This is a genomic window from Alcaligenes phenolicus, assembly GCF_032063905.1.
In the GTDB taxonomy this organism is placed as follows: domain Bacteria; phylum Pseudomonadota; class Gammaproteobacteria; order Burkholderiales; family Burkholderiaceae_B; genus Alcaligenes; species Alcaligenes phenolicus.
The window spans coordinates 210886-235425 of sequence record NZ_DAMBOE010000008.1 but is presented as its reverse complement, the minus strand read 5'-3'; the positions used below and the strand labels follow the sequence as shown (position 1 = coordinate 235425).

Here is a 24540-nt window from a genome sequence, read left to right as displayed (position 1 = left end):
GATCCAGTATTAGAGGCCGCATGAATCAGGTTCCAACTGCCTTGACAGACGCCGGCTGGCTGGTTGGCGCTGCGCTTCTCCCAGCATCGGCTGCTGGCGGCATTCTACGTACTACGCTGTCTGGCCATGAGCTTGTTATTGGCTCCCTCCGGGATAGTGACGACTTATGTATTTGCTGCCGTATTTGGGGCCAGTTATCTCGGAACGGTCATTTTGACCTCAGCGATCTGCCTGGATCGCTATGGAGGCGCCGTCAAGGGACAGGTATTTGGCATGCTTTTTCTGGTTCACCAGATCGGCGCTTTTGGGTCTGCCCAATTAGGTGCTTACGGCTATGACCGTTTGGGTAGCTATCAGGCCACAGTCATGGTCTTGGCCATGCTGACCGCGATTGCCGGTGTTTCTTCACTCTTTCTGTCGTCTGTTGCGTTTCGACGGACTCAATCTGAATTCAACTGAGATCTCCATGATGTTCAATGACCAAGGTGCTACTCAAATGCTCAGGATTGGACAGGGTATCGATGTCTCTGACAGCTTTTGCGAGCCGCTTGCACTGACCTCTGCCTATTGCTTCAGTTCAGCCAGTGAGGCAGCCGCTCGTTTTGGCGGGACGGAGCCGGGTAATGTCTATAGTCGATTTACCAATCCAACAGTCAAGACGTTCGAGCAGCGGGTTGCTTTTCTGGAGGAGGCTGAAGCGGCGGTAGCGTTTGCATCCGGCATGGCCGCATTGTCAGCGGTGGTGATGGCGTTTGCCGCGAGTGGTCGCAATATCGTGTGCGCACGTGATGTGTTTGGCACGACTCTGACGATGTTGCGTCAGCATTTTTCCCCTTATGGAGTGGAGGTGCGCGTCGTTGGCATGTTGGATTACGACGCTTGGGAAAAGGCGATCGATAGCGCTACCTGCCTGCTTATTGTTGAAACTCCAGCAAACCCAATGCAGCATGTCGCCGATATTGCCCGGCTGTCACGCATGGCTCATGCCCATGGGGCATTGCTTCTGGTAGACAGCACCATGCTGACGCCTGTTTTGCAGCGGCCATTAAGGCAAGGTGCGGATCTGGTATTGCATTCTGCCGGTAAGTATATGGATGGCCAAGGTCGGTGCATTGCTGGCGTGGTAGGTGGGGCCGAGGCATTGATGCAGCCTCTGCGGGCGGTGTTACGGTCGCAAGGAGCCTGCCTGAGTCCCATGAATGCCTGGTTACTGCTCAAGAGTCTTGAGACGCTTGAGCTGCGTATGCAGCACATCAGTGCCACCACACTGTCGATAGCGCGTTGGCTGGATCAGCATCCGAATGTAGGCGCAGTGTTCTATTCGGGCCTGGAGTCGCATCCCTGCCATGAAATCGCTTGCGCGCAACAGGCCGGCTTTGGAGGGGTGGTCAGCTTTGAAGTGGGCACGAGCCAAAAAGAGGCTTGGGCTTTCATGGACGCTTTGCAGCTGATTTCAATTGCCACCAATATTGGAGATACACGCAGCATGGTCACGCACCCGGCATCAACGACACATGGACGCTGGTCGCCGGAGGATCGCATGCACTGTGGGATTGGGGACAATCTCGTGCGCTTGTCTGTGGGCTTGGAGTCGCTTGGCGATTTGCAGCAGGATATTGATTGGGCACTACGGATTTCTCTGGGCCAGGAGCATGAGAGTTTGCAGAGGTGCTCCTTGCTTGAGACGCTGGAATGAGGGGGACAGATGTTTTTGACGTTATTGTTTTCTGTCGTACTGACTTTCCATGCGCTGGTGTTGTCAGATAGCGGGCGACGCTCCAGGCAATGGTTTCGGTATCTTGTTATCAGCTTGATGGCTCTGTTGCTGAGCTTGCCGATTGATTTTGCCACCTTGAGCGACCGCCGGATTGACGGCCTCGCTTTTGGTGGCTTATGCGGGTGATGGCTGACCGGGAGCCTGGTACCGGATAAGCCAATTGATTTTAGCTTGCCCGGCACCCGTTTCATTGGGGCATTAGACCAGGCAGGATCAAGGAATCAGGCTCAGGCGGTCGACTTCAAATTCGGTTTTGCGCAGGCCTTTGTCGAATTCGCCCGTCAGCTCCACTTTCTGTTCGGCGCTGATGGTTTGACCAGCCGGAAAGTCCTTGTTGTCGATCTCTACCGTGATACGGCCGGTGGCATCTTCAAAAATATAGCGTTCATCACCTTCAAACGACACCAGACGGCCTTGCAAACGCGCGATTTGATCGTCGCGGCCGGTTTCCAGGAGCTGCTTGACGGTCATGAGCGGCACATTGTTAGGGCCGGAGTAGGAGCCGGCAGCCGTGGCGGCTTGAGGGGCATTGCTTGGGCCTGTGTAGTTGGCTGGTTGCGCGAGGGCAGTGGTGGCGCTCAGAGCAAGTACGGCGGCAAGAGTGGGTAAAGTGAATCGCATGATTGGGTTTCCTGTATCGGGTTATCGGGTCAATGTTCCGCCGATTGCGGAATGGTTTTATTAGACCCCCCGAACCTGAAGGCAATCTTAAGATACTTAAGTGGGTGGGAAATCCAGCACGACACTCAGACCCTGGCCGTCCAGCCCATCTTCAAAGGATAGCCTGGCCTCGTGCAAGGCCGCGATGCGAGCCACGATGGACAAGCCCAGTCCGTTCCCTGTTTGGCCGGTGCCCAATACGCGAAAGAAGCGTTCTCCCAGTCTGGGCCGTTGTTCGGGGGGAACGCCAGGTCCGTTGTCTCGGACCGCAAGTCGTACACCGCCATCGTGTCTGCGTGTTGTTTCGATCCGTACTCGGACGCCTGCGCCGCCGTAGCGAATGGCATTGCCAATCAGGTTACGTAAAGCGCTGCTTAACAGCACCGGCGCAGCCTGTACGCTTGTGACGGCCAGGGCTCTTTCCATGTTTATGGATGCCGAGGGCAGGGATGGAATCAGACTGTCCAGGACCTGATTCAGGTCTACGGTTTCACGCTTCAAGGGTTCGGCCTGCGGCTCCAGTCGCGTCAGGGCGAGCAGGCTTTCTACCAGGGCGGTACAACGGTCCAGGTCTGCACGCAATTGCTGCAGATGGGCTTCAGGCAGGTGCAGCTCGCGCTCAATCAGTTGAACGCGCATGCGCAGTCCGGCCAAGGGCGTACGCAGTTCGTGTGCGGCATCGGACGTAAAGCGCCGTTCACTTTCCAGTGCTGAAGACAAGCGTGCCATGAGCGCATTCAATGCATTCAGCATGGGTTGCAGCTCGCGTGGGGGATTTCCGCCTTCTACAGGAGTGAGGTCATCGGGCGATTTGGAATTGATGCGTTTAGCCGTGTCCTCCAAAGGACGCATCAGGCGTCGGATCAGGAACCAGCTGGACAGGCCCAGCAGCGCCAGTAGTCCTACTGCGGGCCAAACCAGGTTCTCGGCCATGTCTTCAAGCAGCTCCAGGCGTTCTTCCATAGGCTGGCCGACCTGGGCTGTGACCCCTCTCGTTCCGGGGCGGACGTAAACCCGCCAGAGTTCGTCATCAACCCAGACAGTGGTGATTTGCTTGCGTTTCGCCTGGGGGATAAAAGCCGTTTTTGGGGTGTCGTCGCCGCGCAGCAGTACGCGGCCGTCGGCGGACACGAGCTGGTAATACATGCGCAGCTTGAGAGCCGCGTTACGGTTCAGTCTTGTGTCTGTAGTATTGGCAGAAGCCTGCGCCTCTTGCGGGTCCAGCATCAGTACCAGACGCGCCCCTTCTTCAAGGGCATCATCAAGCACATCGCCGGTTGCGTGCCAGGCCACTCCGACTACGATGGCCAGACTGACCAGCCATAGCCCAATACTGGTGCCCATGACGGTAAGCAGCAGGCGACGTCGTAAGGACCAGCCTTTCGGGCGTGACACCGGGGACTTGGCGGTAGAGCGGATACTCGTCAGTTTCTGAAGCAGGCTTTTCATGCGGGTGCCAGAACGTAGCCTTGATTACGCACAGTGACGATGAAGTCACTGCCCAGTTTTTTGCGCAGATTGTAGATGTGTACTTCGATAGCGTTGCTCTCCACTTCTTCGCTCCAGCCATAAAGGGCTTCTTCAAGCTGGGCACGACTCAGAATATGGGTGGGATGGTGCATCAAGGCTTGCAGAACAGCGAATTCGCGCGCTGTTACGGCCACAGGTTTGTCGTTCAAGGTGACGCGCTTGGCTGTCGGGTCAATGGCGACGGGACCGTGACGCCATTGGGGAGAGGCTTGGGCGGCACTGCGGCGCAAGGCCGCACGTACTCGCGCGGACAGCTCTTCAAGATCAAACGGTTTGACCAGATAGTCGTCCGCGCCCAGATCCAGGCCCTGCACCCGGTCAGCCAAGGTATCGCGGGCAGTGATCACAATGACGGGCACCTGTGCGTGAGATCCATTGGCCCCTCGCAGGCTGCGTAAGACCGCGTCGCCATCCAGACCAGGCAAGCCCCGATCCAGCAAGATGCATTGATAGGTATGAGTTGCCAAGGCCGTGGCCACTTGGTCGCCGCGTTGTAACCAGTCCACAGCATAGCCGTCCAGATGCAGCCAGGACTGCAGGGAACTGCCCAGCGAAGGATCATCTTCGATTAAGAGAATACGCATGTGCAAAGCCTGGCAGGGAAAGATGAAGGGAAACTGATGTTGCTGCGGGGTATGAGGTAAAGCAGGGGCAAGCCCCTACCTTGTTTGTATAGCGACTGTGTGTTTTTGAAAAGCGCAGCGAGGTGTTTTCCGTTCTGATTGGCGCGCTAGATGCTGCGCTGTTGTACCCGTGCAGACAGCTCCTGCGCCGTCTCCTTGCGCTCGCTATATCGATCCACCAGATACTGCGCACAGTCACGCGTCAGCAAGGTGAACTTCATCAGTTCCTCCATCACATCCACCACGCACTCGTAGTAGGACGAAGGTTTCATGCGGCCTTCTTCGTCAAATTCCAGAAAGGCTTTGGCAACCGAAGACTGGTTGGGGATAGTGATCAGGCGCATCCAGCGGCCCAGAACCCGCATCTGGTTCAAGGCGTTAAAGGATTGCGAGCCGCCTGACACTTGCATCACGGCCAGTGTTTTGCCTTGTGTTGGGCGTATAGCACCGATGCTTAAAGGTATCCAGTCAATTTGTGCTTTCAGAACGCTGCTCATGGCACCGTGGCGCTCGGGCGATGTCCAGACCATGCCTTCGGCCCACTGCACGAGTTGGCGCAACTCCTGCACTTTCGGGTGGTCTTCTGTTGCACTATCGGGCAGGGGCAGGCCTTGCGGGTCGAAAATTCTGGTTTCTGCGCCCATTGCTTCCAGCAGCCGTGCTGCTTCTTGCGTCAGAAAGCGGCTGTAGGAGCGTTCTCTCAGGGAACCATATAAAAGCAGAATTCGAGGTGGGTTTGTGGCGCGTGCTGGAGGCAGCAGTTCTGCCATATCTGGAGTGTTAAATGCGTGCTCGTCCAGATTGGGTAAATCAGGCTTGCTCAATTCTTTGTCCTTTTTCATCAATAACGGCGTGGCCGTCTTCTTTCCGGAAGGCACCTTGTTGTGCTTGGGGAAGTATCTCCAGCACCTGTTCCGAGGGGCGACACAAGCGCGTTCCCAATGGTGTGACAACAATAGGGCGGTTGATCAGAATCGGGTGCTGCAACATGAAATCAATCAGCTGTTCATCGCTCCATTTCGGGTCGCCGAGCCGGAGTTCTTCATAGGGCGTACCTTTTTGTCGCAGGACTTCACGCACGCTCAGGCCACAGTTTGCGATCAACTTAGTCAGCGTGCTGCGGTCCGGCGGTGTTTGCAGATACTCGATGATGGTGGGTTCTTGTCCGCTATTGCGGATCAGGCCCAAGGTGTTGCGCGAAGTGCCGCAGGCGGGGTTGTGATAGATGATGATGTCTGTCATGGCGCGATCTTGATATCAGGGTTTAGTGGTCGATACCCAGTCGCAGCGCCAAGGCTGCCAGGGTGATCAGCAAGACGGGTGTGGTCAGGATGGCTCCCACTTTGAAGTAGTAGCCCCAGCTGATTTTTGTGCCTTTCTGGGCCAGGACATGCAGCCACAGCAAGGTGGCCAGACTGCCTATAGGTGTGAATTTCGGGCCCAGATCGCTGCCAATGACGTTGGCGTAAATCATGGCTTCCTTGACGATGCCCTCGGCGCTGGAAGCGTCAATGGACAGGGCGGTGACAAGGACCGTGGGCATATTGTTCATCACCGAGGACAGCAGCGCAGACAGGACGCCGGTACCCATGGCCGCCGCCCACACGCCAGCTTGGGCGAACTGATCCAGCAATAAGCCCAGGTAATCGGTTAGCCCGGCATTGCGCAGGCCGTAAACCACCAGATACATGCCCAGCGAGAACACGACGATTTGCCAGGGGGCGCCACGCAGCACTTTTCGCGTACTGATGACTGTGCCACGGGCGGCAACCGCCAGCAAAATGATGGCGCCTGTTGCGGCAACCGCACTGACGGGGACACCCAGGGGTTCCAGTGCAAAAAAGCCTGTCAGCAATAACGCCAGCACAATCCAGCCAGCCTTGAAACTGGCCCTGTCCTTGATAGCCTCAGCAGGCGCTCTTAATTGTTCAAGGCGATAGTGGGCGGGAATGTCGCGACGGAAGTACAGCATCAGAACGACCAGGCTGGCCAGTACAGACACGATGTTGACCGGTGCCATGATGGCAGCGTAGTCCGTGAAGCCCAGTTTGAAGTAGTCGGCAGAGACGATGTTCACCAAATTGGATACGACCAGCGGCAAGCTGGCTGTGTCCGCAATAAAACCGGCTGCCATGACAAAAGCCAGAGTTGCTGCTGGTGAAAAGCCCAAGGCCAGCAACATGGCCATGACAATCGGCGTCAGAATCAGTGCGGCCCCGTCATTGGCAAACAGGGCAGAGACTGCCGCGCCCAGAATCACGATAAAGGCAAAGAGCTTGCGCCCGTTACCGGCTCCCCAACGGGCGACATGCAGGGCGGCCCATTCAAAAAAACCTGCCTCGTCCAAGATCAGGCTGATGATGATAATGGCGACAAATGTGGCGGTGGCGTTCCAGACGATATTCCAGACCAGGGCCAGGTCAGTCCAGTGCACGACGCCAGACAGCAAGGCAGCAACTGCGCCTAAAGAGGCACTCCAACCAATGCCCAAACCTTTGGGCTGCCAGATCACCAGGGTTAAGGTAGCGATGAAAATGAGTACAGCAAGAAGCATGACGGAGTGCTCTGATCAGGGGGATAGCCAGCAAGGCAGTGAAGTTCCGAGTGGTTTTTGCAGGACGCGGATATCAAGTGTCCGGCGCTCTAGCAGTTCTGACACAGGTCTTGCGTGGGGAGGCAGGTTTGACCCTGACAGCAATTCTCGGTCAGATAAGTAAGCAGATCGTTCATGGCGGGAAAGGTGGCGCTGTAGAGCAGATTGCGACCTTGCCGCTCGGCGTGGATCAGCCCGGCATTGCTCAGCTCTTTCAAATGAAAGGACAGGGCGTTGGGGGCAATGCCTAGCTGCTCGGCCAGAGAGCCGGGTGTCAGTCCGGGGGGGCCGGCAACAACCAGTGCGCGGAAAACCCGTAGGCGGGCTTCGTGGGCCAGGGCGGCCAGGGAGCGGATAACTTGAGATTCTTCCATGGGGGAATAATACAACAATTCAAGAATTGTTGAATAAACTCTTGATTTCCAAGCACGGTACTTTTGCAGACTGCCCATCTATTTGAAAGACAAAGTCACGATGATGTTCTGGTATAGCGCGTATGGCCCATTTTGCTGTTTGCCGCCAGTAAAAGGCTTAAGCCGCCAACTGCTCACTTAACCAGTCGGCAAATATTTCCGCACGCGGGTTTTGATCCAGAGCCTGGGCAGAGAGCAGGTAGTACGCCGAGCCGTCCGCAATGAATCCTTGCGGGGCAATGAGCTGCCCGCTTTGCAGTTCATCTTGCACCATCAGGCGCGACACAATGCTCATGCCCTGTCCGGACAGGGCGGCCTGGATACATAAATAAAAATGCTCTAGTTCCAGCTTGTTGGCAGAGCGTATAACTTGGCCGCTAAGTCGCGCCCAGGTGGCCCAAGCTTGCGGACGGGAGCTGCTTTGTATCAGCACCTGTTTGGCCGTGTCCTGGGTGTGAGGATAGTGGGGCTGGCAGACCGGGCCTATCATTTCTTCGCACAACTTCAGGCCGCAGACCGAGTCTGCCCAATGAAAGTCGTCACGGCGTATGGCCAGATCCACTCCCATTTGAGCAAAATTCACTGGCCCTCCGGCTGTAATCAGATGCACGGTGATATTGGGGTGCAGAGTATGAAAATCCCCCAGTCGGGGTATCAACCATTTCATCGCAATGGTGGGCTCGCAGGAAACGACCAGCGCATGTTCACGCTGTGTCTGCTGCAACTGATACACCACGTCTTCCAAGCGCTCGAACATGGGCGCGGTCACATGCAAAAGCTGGCGGCCTGCCTGTGTCAGAAATACAGCTCGATTGCGCCGTTCAAACAGTTCTACCCCCAAAGATTCTTCCAGCGCCCGAATCTGGCGACTGACCGCGCCGTGAGTGACATGCAGCAGCTGGGCTGCCTGCACAAAGCTGCCTGCCTTGGCGGCCGTGTCGAAGTAGCGGAAGGCCGTGAGATTAGGGATTTGCATGATCGATGAAAACTCACAGAAATAGCACAGGATTTATCGTTTTTAAATTAGCACAGGATTATCAATAATGAAATCCTGAGAGCGAATGTTCAAACAAGAAAACGATAGTAGTTTGGAGGGTTTTTCTTGGGTTTTGAAAATCTGGATTGATCCCGTTGAGAATAGCAAAAACTATATAAATTGGATGAATACATAGCTCGCCAGGAAGGGTTTTCGAATTCTGACTGGCGCTGTCTTTGCAGACTGGCAGGCCGTTCGCGAAGGAATGAACTCATTTCTAAAGTGTAGGACTGGCTCTGCGGTTTGGCTGCCTTTGACCTGGCTGGTCACACCGATTTCATCAAACTTAGGCTTGTTAAAAATGCATGAACTGTTGGCCGTTGCCACTATCACTATCCTGGCCGTGATCAGCCCAGGCCCCGACTTTGCCATGGTCACTCGTAATGGCTATTCCTTTGGCCGCAAGATTGGCCTGATTTCGGCTCTGGGTATTGCTGCCGGGGTGCAGGTGCACGTGGTCTACACGGTGCTGGGCGTTGCGATTCTGATTACTCAGTCTCCTACCTTGTTTCTGGTGATGAAAGTGGTGGGGGCAGCGTACTTGATGTACCTGGGCTATCAGTCTTTCTGTAATCGCACTGTTTTGAATACGGACGGTGAGGCGGGAAATATGCCCAGCGCCTGGCAAGCTTTTGGCATGGGGTTTTTGACCAATGCCTTGAATCCCAAAACCATGTTGTTTGTGGTGGCCACCTTTACGCAGCTGGTGCAGCCGGATGCATCGTTCTGGCTGAATTTCGCTTATGGATTTTTTATGTCTTTTGCCCATTGGGTCTGGTTCAGCATTGTGGCGCTGGTGTTCTCAAACAAGCGCTTGCGGGCAGCCATGCTAGCCCGACAAAGATTGCTGGACAGGGCGATAGGCGTGGCCTTGTTCAGCTTGGGCGCTTCGCTGCTATTTGCCAACTCGGTGTCTTAGGGCGGCCATGAGGGAGCAGGTGCTGTGCACAGGCGATTCGTACTGCCTGATTATTGAAGTGATTAATAAATTGGTTTGAATTAAATTCAGAATTTAATTGGGTATTTTATTTTTAATATGGTTTTGAATTATATTTGTATGGCTATTAATAATAAAAATATAAAAGTATGGAAAAGAATGTGAATTAAATTATTTAAAAGAATATCTGTTATCTTCTGTTATTTATTGACGGCGCTCTGGGTATGGTTGATACGTTGCCGTTTCAGGTTTCGCACACTACTTGTAGAGAGGGAGACAAGAATGACTTGCCATCATATAAACGCAAAAGCGCTGGCTGCGTCTGGCCTGGCTTTATTCGCAGCGGTTCAGAGCAGTGCTATGGCTCAAAGCCCGGAGCCCCGGCTGGATACCAGCCAGCTGTATGCAGACGTGCATTTCCACGCTTCCAATTACGCCATGCAAGGTATTTCTTTAAAGGAATATGCAGAGCGCTATATGAGCGCCAATCGCCAGCAGATTGTGCGCTCCACCATCATGCCGATTCCTTTGCAGCAACGCTGGGACGGGTTTGAACAGTACCAGGCACAGTCTGGCGATCAGATGTATGGCCCGAACTACTACATAGGCCCCAAAGCAGATTTGTATTACTACTCTTTTGTGGATGCCATGTTTGCACGCGAGTACGAACGCTTGCCGCCCCAGTATCAGGAAAAGCTGGATGTCATGATTACGGCCTTCAATCCCATGGACGTATATGCCTCGCAACATATCAAGCGTGCGGTGCTCAGTTTTCCAGGCGTGTTTGCCGGGGTGGGAGAGTTCACCATTCACAAGGAGCTGGTGTCCAGCAAGCTGGCGGGTGAAACGGTAGAACAAACCAAGGCTCCCTCTGTGCCGCTACCGCCTGATGCGGGCGATGGCAGTAAGGTATCGCTGTATTCCGAGTCGCTGGAGTATTTGTTCAAGACCATTGAAGAGATTGGTCTGGTCGCGATCTTGCACAATGATATGTACCGGGTAGAGGTCAATTACCAGGGTGAGCTGGAGCATTCCTATCCCGATCAGGACTATGTGGACGGCTTGAAGCATGTGTGCGGACATGCGCCCAAAGCCAAGGTGGTGTGGGCGCATACGGGCCTGGGGCGTTTTGTGAAACCCACCAGCGACCACATTACGCGCGTGAAAAAAGTGCTGGACGCCTGCCCCAGCTGGTCTACCGATATTTCCTGGGATCTGGTGCAGGACTATATGCTGAATCCCGAGCCGGGCATGCCCAGTCGCCAGGATTGGCTGAATTTCTTCAATGAATACCAGAACCGGATTCTGTGGGGTTCAGATGTGGTGATCTTTACGCGTAATCGCTTTGAGTCGGACCCTCCCACGTCAGTGACGCCGGGCGGTTTGATGGAGCCGGCTCAGTACCATGCGGACTTGTCCAAGATGAGGGAGTTTCTGGACGAGTTGCCAGTGGCCATAGGCAACAAGATTCGCTATGAAAACTATCTGGGTCTGTTCAATCGTGCCAGGTTCTCTGTGCGGGCCTGGGAGCGCCAGAATGCGGATCTCAATATCTGGGATATTCCTACGCCCGTGCATCCTTGAAGGGGGCATGCTGTTGATAGGGGCGATCAGCCATAGATACTGGCCTTGATTCTGGTCCTTAAAAAAAGCCAATGGCAAAGGCAAAAAACAGCCCCCCGACAGTTGGATAACTGTCGGGGGGCTGTTTGCGATTGCGCGTCAAGAAAGCCGAGCCTGGCCCCTTGATTTTGCTGTCAGGCATCTGGCTGGATGCAGCTTGGTTAACCCGCCTTGTTCTGTGCAGCCAGCTTGTCCAGATCCTCCTGAATCAGCTTGCGAATAGCGGTTTTCAAGAGCTTGCCGGTTGCTGTGTGAGGTAGTTCATCCACCACGATCAGTTCGTCAGGAATGCTCCATTTGGAGACTTGTTCTGTAAACAGATCAATCATGTCCTGCTTGGTGAAGGTGGCGTCGTCCTGTAATTGCACCACCAGAACCGGACGCTCGCCCCAACGCTCGTCGGGCTTGGCTACGACCGCCGCTTCCTTGATCGCCGGATGAGCCTGGGCAATGTTTTCCAGCTCGATGGAGCTGATCCATTCGCCACCGGATTTCACCACATCCTTGGTTCGGTCCACGATCTGGATAAAGCCATCCTGATCGATGGTCACCACGTCGCCCGTATTGAACCAGCCATCCTCTGTATGGGCAGAGCTGTCATTGCTATTGAAGTAAGAAGCCGCAATCCAGGGACCGCGCACCATCATGGCTCCAAACATCTTGCCGTCGCGGGCAATGGGTTGACCATCGTCGCCATCTACCCGGAACTCGACCCCGAAGAGCGGACGACCTTGCTTGGCAAGCAGCTTGAGTTTCTCCTTGTCCGGCAAGGACTCGTGCTTGGGCAGCAAGGCAGCCGCCAGACCGACCGGGCTGGTTTCCGTCATGCCCCAGGCGTGGCGTACCTTGACGCCCAGTTTCTGGAAGCGGGTAATCATGACCGGAGGCGCAGACGAGCCGCCAATCACCAGGCGTTGCAGGCTGCTGAAGGTTTTGCCATTGGCTTGCATCCAATCGAGCAGGCCTAGCCAGACGGTAGGCACACCGGCTGTCATGGTGACGCCTTCGTTTTCAAACAAGGTATGCAGGCTGGCGCCGTCCAGTTTCGGGCCGGGCAAGACCAGTTTGGCGCCCACCATCAAGGCCGCATAGGGCAGGCCCCAGGCATTGACGTGGAACATGGGCACAATGGGGGTGATGGTGTCGGAGGCAGACAGGCACAGGGCATCGGGCATGCTCAAGGCAAAGGCATGCAAGATCGTGGAGCGATGGCTGTAGAGCACGCCTTTGGGCTTGCCCGTGGTGCCGGAGGTGTAGCACAGGCCGGAGGCCGTGTTCTCATCAAACACCGGCCAGTCGAAATGATCGGATTCAGACGAAATCAGGGTTTCATAGCACTGCAGGTTGGGCAGCAGGTCCGACTTGGGCATGTGTGCTTCGTCAGTCATGATGACCACGGCTTTCAGCTTGGAGAGCTGGTCGGCCAGGGCTTCCAGAATCGGCATGAAGTTCAGGTCGGCAAACAGCACGCTATCGTCCGCGTGTTCAATGATGTAGCCGATTTGATCCTGAAACAGACGCGGGTTGATGGTGTGACACACCAGGCCCGAGCCCGAAACGCCGTAATACAGCTCCAGGTGACGATAGCCGTTCCAGGCCAGGGTTCCGACGCGGTCGCCCTGTTGCAGGCCCATTTTTTTCAGCGCATTGGCCAGTTGCTGGCTGCGTTTGGATAGCTCGGTATAGGTGTACCGGTGAATGTGGCCTTCAACGGTTTGCGAGACGATCTCTCGGTCTGCGTGATAGTTCGCTGCGTGACGCAGTATGGATGATACTAGCAGTGGGGTATTCATCATCATGCCAAGCATGGTCTTCGTCCTCCCTGGGAGTAAATCAAACAGAACTGACGGGCCCTACAACATGGGGATTGGGAGCAGCAGATGGATGAATTTACACCACTGACTGTCATGGCCTCTTCAGGAACAGTAGCCTGAAACTCACAAATACGTCTACGCAGTCGTTTATGTTTGCTTGCGCAATGCCAAGGCTTCCGTAAAAAACTGTGTGATCATTCGGCTCTCTCGACGTTCGGCCAGACAGTACAGATAGGTGTCGGTACGGACCGGATCGCCGTCAATGCGAACAGCCTTGAAACGATGGTCGGGGATGAACTCTGCTTCGGATACCGAGCCTATGCCCAGGCCGCGCGCCACGGCTTCTCGCAGGGCTTCTCGGCTGCCAATTTCCATGACTGCGCGTGGCCTTATATTCTCTTTCTCCAGGGCTGCTTCCAGGCATGCGCGGGTGGTTGAGCCCGACTCCCTTTGCAGCAAGGGAGCATCTTGCAAGGCACTCAAGGGTACGCTGTCATAACGGGCCAGAGGGTGAGACACGGGGGCAAACAGGATGACGGCATGACTGGCGTAATGCTCGGTGTGGAAGGTCTTGTCGTCGCAGGCGCCCGCCAGCACGGCGATATCGGTGGCGTAGTTCGCCAGATCTGCCAGCACCTCGGCCGAGTTCCCCATATGAATGGAGATATCCAGCCCTGGAAACAGCTTGTGGTAGGCCTCTACCATTTCGATCACATGAAAAGGCCCCACGGCCCCAATGCGCAAGCGCCCCACGTGCAGCTTGCCACTGTCATGCAGGAGGTTGAAGGCATCTATTTCCAGAGCCCCCAGTTGCTGTGCCACGGGCAGCAGGGCCAGCCCGACCTGGGTTAGCTGAATCCCGCGCCCCCGGCGATGAAAAAGCTCGACATCATGTTGTTGTTCCAGGCCCTGAACCTGTTTGGTAACGGTGGGTTGGGCCAGTCCCAGGGCACGGGCCCCGGCGCTGAAGCTGCCGTGGCGGGCAACAGCCAGAAAGGCACGTAGGCGTGCGGCGGACATATAGACTCCATCTATAGATAACTGATGTTTTCAATCCTAAATCGATAACATGAAGGCAATGTGACCTTCCTAAGATGTCGGCATTCCTCCTGCAAACCTTAAGGACGACTGCCGTGAACAAGAACGTATTTCAGACTGCCCGCCGCTCTTTCATCGCGGCAACGGCCGCTACAGCTATTTTTTCGGTGTTCGGTACAGCGGCTCAGGCCGCACAGGACACGCTGACCATTGGCTTGATCCCTGCCGAGGATTCCCAAGCCATGATCGAATCCAGCAAGCAGGTGATTGAACAGCTGGAGCGAGAGTCGGGCATGAAGGTCGAGCCCTTTGTCGCCACGGACTACAACGGCATCATCGAAGCCCTGCGTGCCAAGAAGCTGGACGTGGCTTATCTGGGCCCATTCTCTTATGTGCTGGCCAATTCGGTGGCCGATGTAGAAGCTTTTGCTGTGGCTGTGACCAAGAAGACGGGCAAAAGCGCTTACAAGAGCCTGATCGTGGTGCGCGCAGACAGTGGCATTGAAAATGTGGAGCAGTTGAAAGATCGCACCTTTGCCTTTGTTGACCCCAGCTCCACCTCCGGCCACCTGTTTCCTAAAGCGGGCCTGGAGAACGACGGCTACAAGCCCGAGGCGCTGTTTTCCCGTGTGGTGTTCTCCGGTTCGCACGATGCCAGCCTGCTGGCCGTGGCCAACAGGAAAGTTGACGCTGCCGCTGTTGCAGACCGTATTTATGCCAGCGCCATTGCCAAGGGCCAGTTGGCCGAAGGCGATTTGAAAGTTGTCTGGTCGTCCAGCGATATTCCCGAGTCGCCCATGGTCTGGCGCAAGGATCTGGACCCAAGCGTGAAAGAGAAAGTTGCCAAGGCTCTGGCCAATATCAAGGATGTTCCTTGGGGCGATCAAGGCATGCTCAATGGCTTCCAGCCTACCACTGACGCGGCTTACAACGTAGTGCGCGATACCGCCAAGGTGCTGGATCTGGATCTGCGGAGCATGAAATGATCCGTGTGCGTGGCCTGAACAAGTGCTACGGCAGCAATAAGGTGCTGTGTGGTGTGGACATGGATGCAGAGGCTGGCGAGTTCCTGGTGGTACTAGGCCAGTCCGGGGCGGGCAAGTCCACCCTGCTGCGCTGCATGAACCGGCTGGCCCAAGCGGATACGGGCGAGTTGTCCGTGGCTGGTATCGACGCCATGTCCGCCCAGGATACGCGGGCTTTGCGGCGCCAGGTTGCCATGATTTTCCAGCATCACGACGTGGTGCCGCGCTTGTCGGTGCTGCGCAATGTGTTGACTGGGCGCTTGGGGGCGGTGCCCGTGTGGAGTTCCATTTTGCAGCTGTTCAGCCGGGCTGATATCGCTCTGGCCCAGGACTGTCTGCAACGGGTCGGGCTGGCGCACAAGGCCCAGGCCCGTACCGATTCCCTGTCCGGTGGTCAGCGTCAACGGGTGGGGATTGCCCGTGCGCTGGCTCAGCGTCCGCGCATCATTCTGGCCGACGAGCCGGTTGCCAGCCTGGACCCTAAAACGGCCCGTCTGGTGATGCGTTATCTGCACGATGCCAGCCGGGAACTGGGCATTACCGTGGTCTGCAACCTGCACCAGGTTGATTACGCACGCGAATTTGCGGATCGCATTGTGGGTCTGGCTCATGGCCGTGTGGTGTATGACGGTGCCCCGGAGCAGATGACTGAGGATGATCTGGCCCGCATTTACCCCGGCCCCGAGCCCGGGCACAGCGATGTGTCGGGCAGTACGGGTGATGCCGCTTCTTTTCTGGCCGAACCGCTAAGCATTGCTACCAAGGGAGCGTGATGATGGACAGCAAGTACTCCTGGGTCATGTCTACCCCGACCAGTGCCAAGGGCTGGGTTCTGACCGCCCTGATGGTGGCTGCCATTATGGTGGGATTGCAGTGGAGCGCAGAGGGGGCGCAGTTAAGCGCCGCCGAGTTTGCGGCCGGCCTGCCACAAATTGCCGACTTTCTGAGCCGCACCTTTCCACCGGACTGGAGCATTTTGGGCAATTTGCTCGCTCCGGCCATCGAGACCATTCAGATTGCGATCTGGGGCACGGTGTTGGGCGTGTTCGGCGCAGTGCCCGTGTCTTTTCTGGCTGCCCGCAACCTGAAGGTCAACCGCTACTTGTACGGTTTTACCCGCCAAAGCCTGAACATCATCCGTAGTATCAATGAACTGATTCTGGCCCTGGTGTTTGTGGCTGCCGTGGGCCTGGGCCCCTTTCCCGGAGTGTTGGCCCTGGCCGTACATGGAGTGGGAATGCTGGGCAAGTTCTTTGCCGAAAGCATTGAGGAAATTGACCAGGGGCCATTGGATGCCCTGCGTGCTACCGGCGCTCGGCCTTTGCAGGTGATTGTGTTCGGTGTCTTGCCGCAGGTTATTACCGCCTGGATTGCCGTGATTCTGTATCGCTTCGAGGTCAACCTGCGTTCGGCCACGGTGCTGGGCATGGTGGGGGCCGGTGGCCTGGGCTTTGAACTGGTCAGCAGCCTGAAACTGTTCAAGTACCAGGAAACAGCGACCTGCATTGTGGTCATTACCGTGATGGTGGTGGTGGCCGACCTTATCTCCAACCGCCTGCGCGAAGCGATTCGCCACAACGGGCGCGATTGATTGCAGTTTTTCTTTTGAGATTGTTATGTGGCATTTTTTCAATCCAGTTCAGATCGATGCAGGGCACGGGGCTTTTGAGCGTGTGCCCGAACATCTGGGAACACGGCGAGCCATTCTGATTGCCTTTCCCGAAGCGCGTGAACTGGGCCAGTGCGATCGTTTGCAAGCTTTGCTGGGCGATCAACTGGTGGCGATCGAAACCGATATACAGCCCAATCCGGATGTGTCCTGGCTGGCCCCGCTGTATGAGCGCCTGTGGCGTGATCATCCCGATGTGGAGTGCATCATTGCTCTGGGTGGTGGCAGTGTGATCGATTGTGCCAAAGCCATGCTGAGCAGCACGCCTTCGGGCACGTTTTCCGAACTGCTGGACTGCCTGTCCGGCAAGACCAGCCTGAGCCAGCCTCCAGGGCGGGTGCGCAGCCTGATTGCCGTGCCCACCACGGCAGGCACCGGGAGCGAGGTTACCCCCTGGGCAACGATTTGGGACAAGGGACAGGGGCGCAAGTACTCCCTGCATCTGCCCTGGACCTGGCCTCAGGCCGCCATTATTGATCCGGGCTTGATGCGCAGCCTGCCTGCCGCGGCGACCTTGGCCAGCGGCCTGGACGCCTTGTCGCACGCTCTGGAGTCTTTGTGGAACGTCAACCGCAATCCGGTGTCGGCCAGTCTGGCGGTCTCGGCAGCACGTCAGATCATGGACAGCCTGCCACTGCTGATGCAGGAATTGTCCAACCTGGAGCTGCGCGGCCAACTGGCGGTTGCGGCCGTCATGGCAGGGCTGGCGTTCTCCAATACCAAGACGGCCCTGGCTCACTCTCTGTCTTACGAGCTGACTCTGGAACAAGGGTTGCCGCATGGCATCGCCTGCTCCTTCAGTTTGCCGCATGTGATGCAAATGGCACTGGGGCAGGATGCCGATCTTGACCGCTTGCTGCTGTCCATTTTTGATGCGCAGAACGGCCAGCAGGCGGTGACGGCTATGGCCCGTTTTCTGGAGGGGCTGGGTGTCAGTACAGACCCGGCCGCGTACGGTCTGGCTCCCGAGCAGTGGCAAGAACGAATTGCCCAGGCTCTGGAAGGCCCGCGAGGACGTAATTTCATTGGTGCACAGACTCTGGATGCTGTGCAGGTATAAGCCCGGCTATTGATCCGGTTTGTTTTCAAAACTGAAGGTTTTTCAATAATGACTCAGAATTTCAAGGCTCTGGATACGCTTCTGTCGGACAAGGTGGAGGCCGTTATTTTTGACTGGGCTGGCACGCTGGTCGATTTCAGCTCTCTGGCACCGACACAGATTTTTGTGGATGCCTTTGCCTCCTTCGGGATTCAGATCAGCCTGGAGCAGGCACGTGGTCCCATGGGCTTGTCCAAGCGCGATCATATCCGTACCTTGCTGGCGACTGAATCGATTCAGGACCAATGGGTGGCCCAGTTCGAGCGTGCTTCCACAGATGCTGATATTGATGCCATCTATGAGCGTTTCATGCCCATGCAGATCGAAAAGGTAGCCGAGTACTCGGCTCCGATTGAAGGGGCGGCAGCTGTTCTGGAGCAGTTGCGTGCCAAGGGCATCAAAGTGGGTTCCTGCTCGGGCTACCCTCGTCAGGTGCTTGATGTGTTGTTACCTGCTGCAGCCAGCCAGGGCCTGGCTCCTGATTGCGTTATCGCTGGTGATGAGTTGCCTGCAGGTGGCCGTCCCGGTCCTTTCATGGCCTTGGCCAATGTTCTGGCTCTGGGCGTAGGTGATGTGCGTCGTTGCATCAAAGTGGACGATACCGTGCCCGGTATCGAAGAAGGCCGCCGTGCGGGAATGTGGACGGTGGGCTTGAGCCTGTCGGGTAACGAAGTGGGCTTGTCTCTGGCTGAACTGGAGACTGCAGACCCAGTTGAAGTAAAAGCACGAGTCGAGCGAGCCAGCGAGCGTTTGAGCCAGTCCGGCGCGCACTACGTGATTGAAACCATTGCGGACTTCCCAGCCATTGTTCAGGCGATCCAGGCGCGTCTGGCACAAGGCGAAACCCCCTGATTTCGTGGGGGCATTGAATCAGGCGTGAAGGGAAGGGCGGGGCTTTATGCCCCGCTTTTTTTATGCCTGGTATCAATGTGGCCGGGCGTGCTTCAGGTATTGCGCCGCGAGGCGACTAGGCACGTAGCCTGCAGGCGCTGGACAGGGCGCTTTGATGTTGAGCAATCGCTTCGAAGAAGGCGGCCACCAGGCGCGACTCACGTCGCTCGTGCAGACAGCAGACATGGATTTGTGTCCAGACCGGCTCATTCTGGATACGCACCACGCGCAGGCGTGGGTCTGGCACGTATTCGGACTCGGAGACCGTACCCACTCCCAGGCCACGAGCCACGGATTCGCGCAAGGCCTCCCGGCTGCCGATTTCCATGGCGATATCTACCTTGATCTTGTGTTCATGCAAGGCATCTTCCAGGGCCTTGCGAGTGGTGGAGCCCTCTTCACGCATCAGCAAAGGCTCGCCAGCCAGTTCGTCCAGGGCAATGGCATCGCGCTTGGCAAAGGGGTGGTCATGGCGCACAAAGGCAATGACCGGATAACGGGCATAGGGTTGCATGTAGTAGCGGCGCTGGGGCTGGCAACTGGCCACGACGCCGACATCGCAGACGTACTTGTCCAGGTCGTCCAGAACCAGCTCGGAGTTGCCCAGTTTGACGGACAGCTTGATGCGCGGGTACACCGCGTGGAAGGACTCGATCAGTTCGGTGACGTGGTATGGGCTGACGGCACCCAGTTTGAGGGTGCCGTAGTGCAGCTTGCCCGTGCCATCCAGCATTTGGCGCATGTCGGATTCCAGCGAGATCATGCGCCGCGCCATGGGCAGCATTTCCAGCCCCAGGGTGGACAGTTCGACACGCCGGCCCCGGCGATGAAACAGCTCGGCTCCGTATTCGCGTTCAATCATCTGTATTTGTGAACTGAGCGTGGTGTGGCTCATGTTCAGGGCCCGCGCGGCGGCGGTAAAGCCACCGTGCTGGGCCACCATGACGAAGGCCCGAATCTGGTTGAGCGTCATCGTGTTTCTCTAACTGTTTTTTCCGGGACTGGCTGTCTTATCTTGACCGATCAGTATGACTAGCGTGCGACACCCATGGCCGGATCACTGATCCCGTCGCGGCCATTTTCCAGACGGCCAGCAAAGCGGCGCTCGAAATGCTCGCCCATGGTGGCGGTGAAGTCATACCAGTTGGCCGAGCCTTCCAGCGACCAGCGCGCGTCAATCTGCATGCCGGGGTCCACGGTGTACACCCATGGGCCATCTTCCCGATACGCATTGGCGGTGACCGTGACGGTAGCCGCTTCGCTACCCATGTTCATGATGGTCAGGGAGACGGTGTTGGCTTTGGGTTCGTAGCAGACGCGGACTTCGGGTTTGGGGCCCTGGCGCAGGGCGTGCAGATTGCCCTTGAAATGGCGGTGGTAGCCGTTGGGGCCCAGCACCCACAAGCTGTAGTCGCCGTTCTGGTCTGCGCCCACGGTCCAGGAGTCCGAAATCATCTTGTCGGCTTCTACGGTAAAGCGACGTGGGTACTCGGACAGATGCAGCTCGTCGTACACATGGAACACGGTGCCTTGGGTGCCGGTATTGCTGAAGGTCAGCCAGACCTTGTCCTTGTCCAGATCCACATTGGCGCTGGTATGCAATTGATAAGGCAGGGCACGGGAGGGGCGTAGCATCAGATCCTGTGTGGGCATGGGCTCGGAACCCACGGGCGGCATGGGAACCTTGCCCGCCTGTACTTGCTGCGCCAGTGTGGCATCGGCCTGATCGCGGGTGGGGGCTGACACCAGGGCAGGCTTGTTGGCATTGGGGGACTTGAAGTCAAAGCAGGAGCGCATGTCGCCGAATACGGCACGACGCCAGGGGCTGATATTGGGCTCCTGCACACCGAAGCGCTGCTCCAGAAAGCGCAGCACGGAGGTGTGGTCAAACTGCTGGGAGTTCACCCAGCCGCCCACGCTCCAGGGAGAAATGATCAGGGTTGGCAAACGGGGGCCGGCGCCAAAGGGGCGGCCATCGGGGGGCAGCTTGCGCGAGTCTCCGTCCGGGGCGGGCATGGTGTAGTACTCGTTCGAGACATCCACGGTGGACTTGCCGGCCAGAGTGCCGTCGCGGTGACGCCATGGCGGGGCTGGTGGGGGCATGTGGTCAAAGAAGCAGTCGTTTTCGTCATAGTTCACGATCAGAACGGTTTTGCTCCAGACCTCGGGATTGGCCGTCAGGATGTTCAGCAAACGCTCCAGATACCAGGCGCCCTGTCCGGGAACGCCCATGCTGGGGTGTTCGCTGTAAGGGCCAGGGGCCACAATCCAGCTGACCTGTGGCAGGGCACCCATCTCGATATCGTCGGCAATGGCTTGCAGAAAGCCGCCGTCGGGCATGGTATTGCCAAAGCCCTTGTACAAGGGAGACAGCGCTTCCATTTGTGGTGAATACGTGGCCGAGGGCGAGCCCATCGAGGCCAGATCTTCATTGACCTTGCGGTAGGACGCAAACGCCACCAACTGATTGTTGTTGCTGTTGTTGCCGGGACGGTTGTAGACCTTCCAGCGCACGCCTGCTTCCTGCAGACGCTCCGGGTAGCTGGTCCAGTCCAGCCCGTCTTCGGATGGGCCCAGGCCCCCCCAGTTGGAGTTGGTCACGCAGGCACGCCCCGTGACATTGGCCCCGTTGGTGCCGCTCCACAGGAACATGCGGTTGGTGAAGGTGCCGGTGTTGATGGAGGTGTGATAGGCATCACAGACAGTAAAGGCATTGGCCAGTGACCAGTGAAAGGACAGGTCCGATTCCTTCAGATAGCCCATGGCCACATTGGTGTATTTGGCTTTGGGCCAAAAGGCCATGCGGCCGCCGTCCCAGGCCTCCTGCTGGTCATTCCAGTCGTGTGCACCGCCCACGCGCAGGGCATTGCCTTTGGTCGCGTCCAGATAATAGGGCTGCACTACGCCGCTGCTGCCTTGCTGACGCCAGACCGATTCGCCCGAGGCCATGGGGATGGTGAAGCGGTCACTGAAGCCCCGTACACCCGGCATGGTGCCGTAGTAGTGGTCAAACGAGCGGTTTTCCTGCATCAGGATAATGACGTGCTCCACATCATTGAGGGTGCCGGTGGCATTGTTGGCGGGGATGGCCAGCGCTTTCTGAATGGCGGGGGGAAAGGGCCCCAAGGCAGCGGCGCTGGCGGCCAGCCGCAGAAAATTGCGACGATTAAGGTAAGTCATGGGAAAGCCTTGTCGATAGAAGGTAGCAAGAGGGCCAGGCGTGACAGTGGCCACAGCCCGGCCGGGGCGCTGTGTCAGGGAGCGCAGTCCAGTTGCGAGTTGGGGGTGGCGGGCTTGTCCGTGCCCTGTTCGCCCAGCGAGCCGCTGGCCGGGGGCGTGACGATGGGCACCTGTTCACTGCCCGAGCTCGTATCGCTTGCTGGGGAAGGGTTGCCGCTGCTGCCATCGCTGCAAGCACTCAACAGCAGAGCCGTAACGCTCGTCAGGGCCAGGGTTCGCATCAAGCGTGCCAGAAGAGTCAAAGAGTTCATGGCGTGCTCGCTTAGTGGGTGGACAAGCTGGACAGTGGCTTGTTGGACCAGTAGATCGACTGCAGCTCTTCGTCGCTAAGCACACGATTCCACATGGCCAGATCACCGAACATTTGCTGGGTTGGCGGAGCAACCGCGCATTTGCCCACGGTGTAGGGCGGCGTAACCGAGCCATTGCACTTGTTCATCAGAAACTTGCCGGTGCCATCATCGCCAATGCCCCATTGTGGATAGGCAGAGAGCTTGGACAGATCAACAGCGCCAGTGGATTTGCCAGCTGCAACCTGCGTTGTCTGACCGATGACCGGGTCGAAGATCTGCATGTTCATCTTCTTGGCAACTCCGTCCACTGCAAAGGCAATGTAGACCCAGCGGCCTACCGGAATTTGCGTGTAGGGATTGGTGGGGCCGTCGGCACGAACACCGCCTGAACCAATATTGAAGGCCACGCCACACTGATTCTTGGTGGAGCTGCTGAACAGGCCAATTGCGACACCGGCATTGCCACCGCTGACATAGTTCTTGTTGGACAGAATGGTGACGTTGTTGCGGTCAATGCACTGGGGCACTTGATACCAGAAGCCGATGGTGAACTGGGGGTTGCTGCCGGTGGAAATATCAAAGCCTTGTGTCGGCGTCATGCGGTAGCCTTCCAGCCCTTCAACGGTGACATGGTTGGTATCGACCAGCAGGCCATGCGTGCCGCTAAAGGGGCCGGGCACCACTACCCCTGCGGCAGAAGGCAGATCGGCAGAGGCGGGGGCCATGCTGCTGTTGCCTTGTGCATCAACAGGCGGCAGGGTCGCACTGAAGGGGTAGTAAGAAAGCAGACCGTTGCGCAAGGTGGTGGCCAATGGCACAGGCGGCAAGTAGGAGATGGGCGGGCTGATCAGGTTGCGCCAGGCGGCCTGCTCGCCCGAGCCTGCCTGCACGGTGTAGTCAAACTGATACGTGCCTTTGCTGCTCAGGTCGGCCGTCAGCTGGTTGTCGGTATAGCTTTGTGTCCCTGCGGGCAGACGTGACGCGATGACCTGGCCATCGCGCAGGATATCGATGGGGGCGTCGGCCGGAGCTTTCCAGTCCAGCGTGATGGCCACGGACGAAGAATTGTTGTCCACGACGGTGGCATTCAGATGGGACACGGCTTGTGGGCCCAGCAGGCTGCTGCCATCGAGCTTGTATTCTGCCGCAGGGGGCAGCGTGTCCAGATAACGCATGATAGTGGGCGCGACATCAACCAGGCTGTTGTACTGATACAGCTCGGCCAGTGTCTGGGGCAGGCTGGCTCCTATGCCTTGTTCCCCTGTGTTGACGCTTTGGTTGAAGGCCAGGAAGGTAGCGGACTGGGACAGCAAGGGCAGGCCGTTGTCTTGACCATGCTCGCTCAAACCGTGGTTGCCTGTCACGACAATCAACCATTCGCGATCCTGCTGCTTGGCCGTGGCAGCCATCAAGGCACCGATCTCCTTGTCCAGCTTGCTCAGGGTGGCAAGGTAGTCAGGCGACTCGACACCAAAATCCAAGGCCGCATCTTTGGCCGAACGGTACTGAACCAGAACCTTGCGGTAGTTCCCTTCAATCATCTTCAGTGCCTGGGTGGAGACACAGGACAGGGTCACGGCTTGTGCAGAGCAGTCGGCCAGCTCGTGCAGACGCTCGGCATCATGGTCAGCCTTGAGCAAATGGGCCAGTCCGCTGGATGCAACGGCAGCAGCATTCTGGCCAGGCTGGGCAGAGTGAAACAGGCTGTTTTGACGCAAGACCTGATCCGGCGCGGTAGATACCACACCGTGACGATTGGCCCAGGTGCCGGTCAGCAGGCTGGCCCAGCCCGGCATGTCCAGATTGGCTTGTTGGCTGGGGGTGCCCACCACACCGCCGCTATAGGCCAGCTGGACGTTCAGCTTGGTCAGATTGGGGAGGCTGCCCGCTGCCATGCCTTGCTGTACAGCGCGGTAGGTGGCCCCGTCCAGATCAATGATCAGGGCGTGACGAGTGCTGGGTGTATCAGGCTTTTCCGGATTGGTGGGTGTTTCGGGGTCGGTGGCCGGGCCCGAGCTGGTTTCAGAGCCACCACAAGCGGCCAGAGCGGCAGACAGGCTTGCTATTGCCAGGGCCTTGATCAGGCCTGTTTTGCTGCGTCCTGCGCGGCCCAGGGGCGGGTGCTGCAAGCTGCCAGCTTGGGCCGCGTTCAGATACCGGATTGCAGAAGGAGGGGGAAAGCCGGGCCCTTGAGAAAGGGGGCTGGCCATGTGCACATGTCTCATGATTCGATTGCCTTGTCGCTGACGTTAAGAAAGGATCGATCGAATTAGAGCAAG

General features: G+C 57.2%; 23 protein-coding genes. 9 read left to right on the top strand and 14 right to left on the bottom strand.

Annotation, left to right across the window (positions count from 1 at the left end):
• Positions 1-63: 63 nt before the first annotated feature.
• Positions 64-459 carry an MFS transporter gene (locus U2949_RS16315; RefSeq protein ID WP_321288848.1) on the top strand — a complete coding sequence of 132 codons (396 nt, stop codon included), beginning with the start codon at positions 64-66 and terminating at the stop codon, positions 457-459.
• Between the two features lie 7 nt (positions 460-466).
• Entirely contained in the window at positions 467-1696 is a 1230-nt protein-coding gene (locus U2949_RS16310; protein WP_035275640.1) for an aminotransferase class I/II-fold pyridoxal phosphate-dependent enzyme, read from the top strand.
• A 294-nt stretch (positions 1697-1990) separates the two neighbouring features.
• Here the strand turns inward: U2949_RS16310 and U2949_RS16305 are convergent, their stop codons facing one another.
• The 8 genes from U2949_RS16305 to U2949_RS16270 all read right to left on the bottom strand — a co-directional run bounded on the left by U2949_RS16305 (position 1991) and on the right by U2949_RS16270 (position 8572).
• Positions 1991-2398 (bottom strand): YgiW/YdeI family stress tolerance OB fold protein, encoded by a 408-nt coding sequence (locus U2949_RS16305; protein WP_026485341.1) that lies wholly within the window; start codon positions 2396-2398, stop codon positions 1991-1993.
• A gap of 96 nt (positions 2399-2494) precedes the next feature.
• Positions 2495-3886 carry an ATP-binding protein gene (locus U2949_RS16300; RefSeq protein ID WP_051316461.1) on the bottom strand — a complete coding sequence of 464 codons (1392 nt, stop codon included), beginning with the start codon at positions 3884-3886 and terminating at the stop codon, positions 2495-2497.
• Positions 3883-4551, bottom strand: coding sequence for a response regulator transcription factor (locus U2949_RS16295; RefSeq protein WP_026485343.1), 669 nt, complete (start codon positions 4549-4551; stop codon positions 3883-3885). The genes U2949_RS16300 and U2949_RS16295 overlap by 4 nt, the downstream gene beginning before the upstream one ends.
• A gap of 146 nt (positions 4552-4697) precedes the next feature.
• Positions 4698-5432 (bottom strand): arsenical resistance protein ArsH, encoded by a 735-nt coding sequence (gene arsH / locus U2949_RS16290; protein WP_407654198.1) that lies wholly within the window; start codon positions 5430-5432, stop codon positions 4698-4700.
• Complete coding sequence (gene arsC, locus U2949_RS16285) at positions 5401-5832, bottom strand: arsenate reductase (glutaredoxin) (protein WP_026485345.1); 432 nt, start codon at positions 5830-5832, stop codon at positions 5401-5403. The genes arsH and arsC overlap by 32 nt, the downstream gene beginning before the upstream one ends.
• Positions 5833-5854: 22 nt before the next feature.
• Positions 5855-7144, bottom strand: a complete 1290-nt coding sequence (locus U2949_RS16280) for an arsenic transporter (protein ID WP_026485346.1) — start codon at positions 7142-7144, stop codon at positions 5855-5857.
• Between the two features lie 89 nt (positions 7145-7233).
• A complete protein-coding gene (locus U2949_RS16275; RefSeq protein WP_026485347.1) occupies positions 7234-7557 on the bottom strand; it encodes an ArsR/SmtB family transcription factor in 324 nt (107 codons plus the stop codon).
• Between the two features lie 157 nt (positions 7558-7714).
• Complete coding sequence (locus U2949_RS16270) at positions 7715-8572, bottom strand: LysR substrate-binding domain-containing protein (RefSeq protein WP_026485348.1); 858 nt, start codon at positions 8570-8572, stop codon at positions 7715-7717.
• A 361-nt stretch (positions 8573-8933) separates the two neighbouring features.
• Between U2949_RS16270 and U2949_RS16265 the strand changes: the two genes are divergently transcribed.
• Entirely contained in the window at positions 8934-9551 is a 618-nt protein-coding gene (locus U2949_RS16265; protein WP_026485349.1) for a LysE family translocator, read from the top strand.
• Between the two features lie 378 nt (positions 9552-9929).
• Positions 9930-11153, top strand: coding sequence for a hypothetical protein (locus U2949_RS16260; protein ID WP_321288842.1), 1224 nt, complete (start codon positions 9930-9932; stop codon positions 11151-11153).
• Positions 11154-11353: 200 nt separating this feature from the next.
• Here the strand turns inward: U2949_RS16260 and U2949_RS16255 are convergent, their stop codons facing one another.
• Both U2949_RS16255 and U2949_RS16250 read right to left on the bottom strand, forming a co-directional pair.
• The gene (locus U2949_RS16255) at positions 11354-13000 is read right to left on the bottom strand and encodes a long-chain-fatty-acid--CoA ligase (RefSeq protein ID WP_321288841.1); all 1647 of its coding nucleotides are present in this window, start codon (positions 12998-13000) and stop codon (positions 11354-11356) included.
• Between the two features lie 153 nt (positions 13001-13153).
• Positions 13154-14026: a LysR substrate-binding domain-containing protein gene (locus tag U2949_RS16250; protein ID WP_257723685.1), complete on the bottom strand. Its 873-nt coding sequence runs from the start codon at positions 14024-14026 to the stop codon at positions 13154-13156.
• Positions 14027-14178: 152 nt separating this feature from the next.
• Between U2949_RS16250 and phnD the strand changes: the two genes are divergently transcribed.
• From phnD to phnX, 5 genes are read left to right on the top strand one after another with little or no spacing between them, the layout of a single operon-like run.
• Positions 14179-15030: a phosphonate ABC transporter substrate-binding protein gene (gene phnD / locus U2949_RS16245; protein ID WP_257723750.1), complete on the top strand. Its 852-nt coding sequence runs from the start codon at positions 14179-14181 to the stop codon at positions 15028-15030.
• A complete protein-coding gene (gene phnC / locus U2949_RS16240) occupies positions 15027-15842 on the top strand; it encodes a phosphonate ABC transporter ATP-binding protein (protein WP_321288840.1) in 816 nt (271 codons plus the stop codon). Before phnD ends, phnC begins: the two co-directional genes overlap by 4 nt.
• 2 nt (positions 15843-15844) lie before the next feature.
• On the top strand, positions 15845-16660 hold the full coding sequence (gene phnE, locus U2949_RS16235; protein WP_321288858.1) for a phosphonate ABC transporter, permease protein PhnE: 816 nt from the start codon (positions 15845-15847) through the stop codon (positions 16658-16660).
• Positions 16661-16685: 25 nt separating this feature from the next.
• A complete protein-coding gene (gene psrA / locus U2949_RS16230) occupies positions 16686-17798 on the top strand; it encodes an iron-containing alcohol dehydrogenase PsrA (protein ID WP_257723684.1) in 1113 nt (370 codons plus the stop codon).
• A gap of 48 nt (positions 17799-17846) precedes the next feature.
• Positions 17847-18689 (top strand): phosphonoacetaldehyde hydrolase, encoded by an 843-nt coding sequence (gene phnX / locus U2949_RS16225; RefSeq protein WP_321288837.1) that lies wholly within the window; start codon positions 17847-17849, stop codon positions 18687-18689.
• A gap of 115 nt (positions 18690-18804) precedes the next feature.
• Here the strand turns inward: phnX and U2949_RS16220 are convergent, their stop codons facing one another.
• From U2949_RS16220 to U2949_RS16205, 4 genes are all read right to left on the bottom strand, one after another.
• Entirely contained in the window at positions 18805-19701 is an 897-nt protein-coding gene (locus U2949_RS16220) for a LysR substrate-binding domain-containing protein (RefSeq protein ID WP_051316463.1), read from the bottom strand.
• Between the two features lie 59 nt (positions 19702-19760).
• On the bottom strand, positions 19761-21908 hold the full coding sequence (locus tag U2949_RS16215) for a phosphocholine-specific phospholipase C (protein WP_321288834.1): 2148 nt from the start codon (positions 21906-21908) through the stop codon (positions 19761-19763).
• A 74-nt stretch (positions 21909-21982) separates the two neighbouring features.
• Positions 21983-22219, bottom strand: coding sequence for a hypothetical protein (locus U2949_RS16210; RefSeq protein ID WP_026485359.1), 237 nt, complete (start codon positions 22217-22219; stop codon positions 21983-21985).
• 11 nt (positions 22220-22230) lie between these two features.
• Positions 22231-24486 (bottom strand): hypothetical protein, encoded by a 2256-nt coding sequence (locus U2949_RS16205; RefSeq protein WP_321288831.1) that lies wholly within the window; start codon positions 24484-24486, stop codon positions 22231-22233.
• Positions 24487-24540 lie beyond the last annotated feature (54 nt).

Bases quoted from the DNA above. Each gene is read 5' to 3' on its own strand.
- arsH (WP_407654198.1), bottom strand. From the start codon at position 5,432: ATGAAAAAGGACAAAGAATTGAGCAAGCCTGATTTACCCAATCTGGAC.
- psrA (WP_257723684.1), top strand. From the start codon at position 16,686: ATGTGGCATTTTTTCAATCCAGTTCAGATCGATGCAGGGCACGGGGCT.
- phnE (WP_321288858.1), top strand. From the start codon at position 15,845: ATGGACAGCAAGTACTCCTGGGTCATGTCTACCCCGACCAGTGCCAAG.
- U2949_RS16260 (WP_321288842.1), top strand. From the start codon at position 9,930: ATGGCTCAAAGCCCGGAGCCCCGGCTGGATACCAGCCAGCTGTATGCA.
- arsC (WP_026485345.1), bottom strand. From the start codon at position 5,832: ATGACAGACATCATCATCTATCACAACCCCGCCTGCGGCACTTCGCGC.
- phnX (WP_321288837.1), top strand. From the start codon at position 17,847: ATGACTCAGAATTTCAAGGCTCTGGATACGCTTCTGTCGGACAAGGTG.
- U2949_RS16295 (WP_026485343.1), bottom strand. From the start codon at position 4,551: ATGCGTATTCTCTTAATCGAAGATGATCCTTCGCTGGGCAGTTCCCTG.
- U2949_RS16300 (WP_051316461.1), bottom strand. From the start codon at position 3,886: ATGAAAAGCCTGCTTCAGAAACTGACGAGTATCCGCTCTACCGCCAAG.
- U2949_RS16250 (WP_257723685.1), bottom strand. From the start codon at position 14,026: ATGTCCGCCGCACGCCTACGTGCCTTTCTGGCTGTTGCCCGCCACGGC.
- U2949_RS16205 (WP_321288831.1), bottom strand. From the start codon at position 24,486: ATGAGACATGTGCACATGGCCAGCCCCCTTTCTCAAGGGCCCGGCTTT.
- U2949_RS16280 (WP_026485346.1), bottom strand. From the start codon at position 7,144: ATGCTTCTTGCTGTACTCATTTTCATCGCTACCTTAACCCTGGTGATC.
- U2949_RS16215 (WP_321288834.1), bottom strand. From the start codon at position 21,908: ATGACTTACCTTAATCGTCGCAATTTTCTGCGGCTGGCCGCCAGCGCC.
- U2949_RS16210 (WP_026485359.1), bottom strand. From the start codon at position 22,219: ATGAACTCTTTGACTCTTCTGGCACGCTTGATGCGAACCCTGGCCCTG.
- U2949_RS16255 (WP_321288841.1), bottom strand. From the start codon at position 13,000: ATGCTTGGCATGATGATGAATACCCCACTGCTAGTATCATCCATACTG.
- U2949_RS16220 (WP_051316463.1), bottom strand. From the start codon at position 19,701: ATGACGCTCAACCAGATTCGGGCCTTCGTCATGGTGGCCCAGCACGGT.
- U2949_RS16275 (WP_026485347.1), bottom strand. From the start codon at position 7,557: ATGGAAGAATCTCAAGTTATCCGCTCCCTGGCCGCCCTGGCCCACGAA.
- phnC (WP_321288840.1), top strand. From the start codon at position 15,027: ATGATCCGTGTGCGTGGCCTGAACAAGTGCTACGGCAGCAATAAGGTG.
- U2949_RS16265 (WP_026485349.1), top strand. From the start codon at position 8,934: ATGCATGAACTGTTGGCCGTTGCCACTATCACTATCCTGGCCGTGATC.
- U2949_RS16305 (WP_026485341.1), bottom strand. From the start codon at position 2,398: ATGCGATTCACTTTACCCACTCTTGCCGCCGTACTTGCTCTGAGCGCC.
- U2949_RS16270 (WP_026485348.1), bottom strand. From the start codon at position 8,572: ATGCAAATCCCTAATCTCACGGCCTTCCGCTACTTCGACACGGCCGCC.
- U2949_RS16310 (WP_035275640.1), top strand. From the start codon at position 467: ATGATGTTCAATGACCAAGGTGCTACTCAAATGCTCAGGATTGGACAG.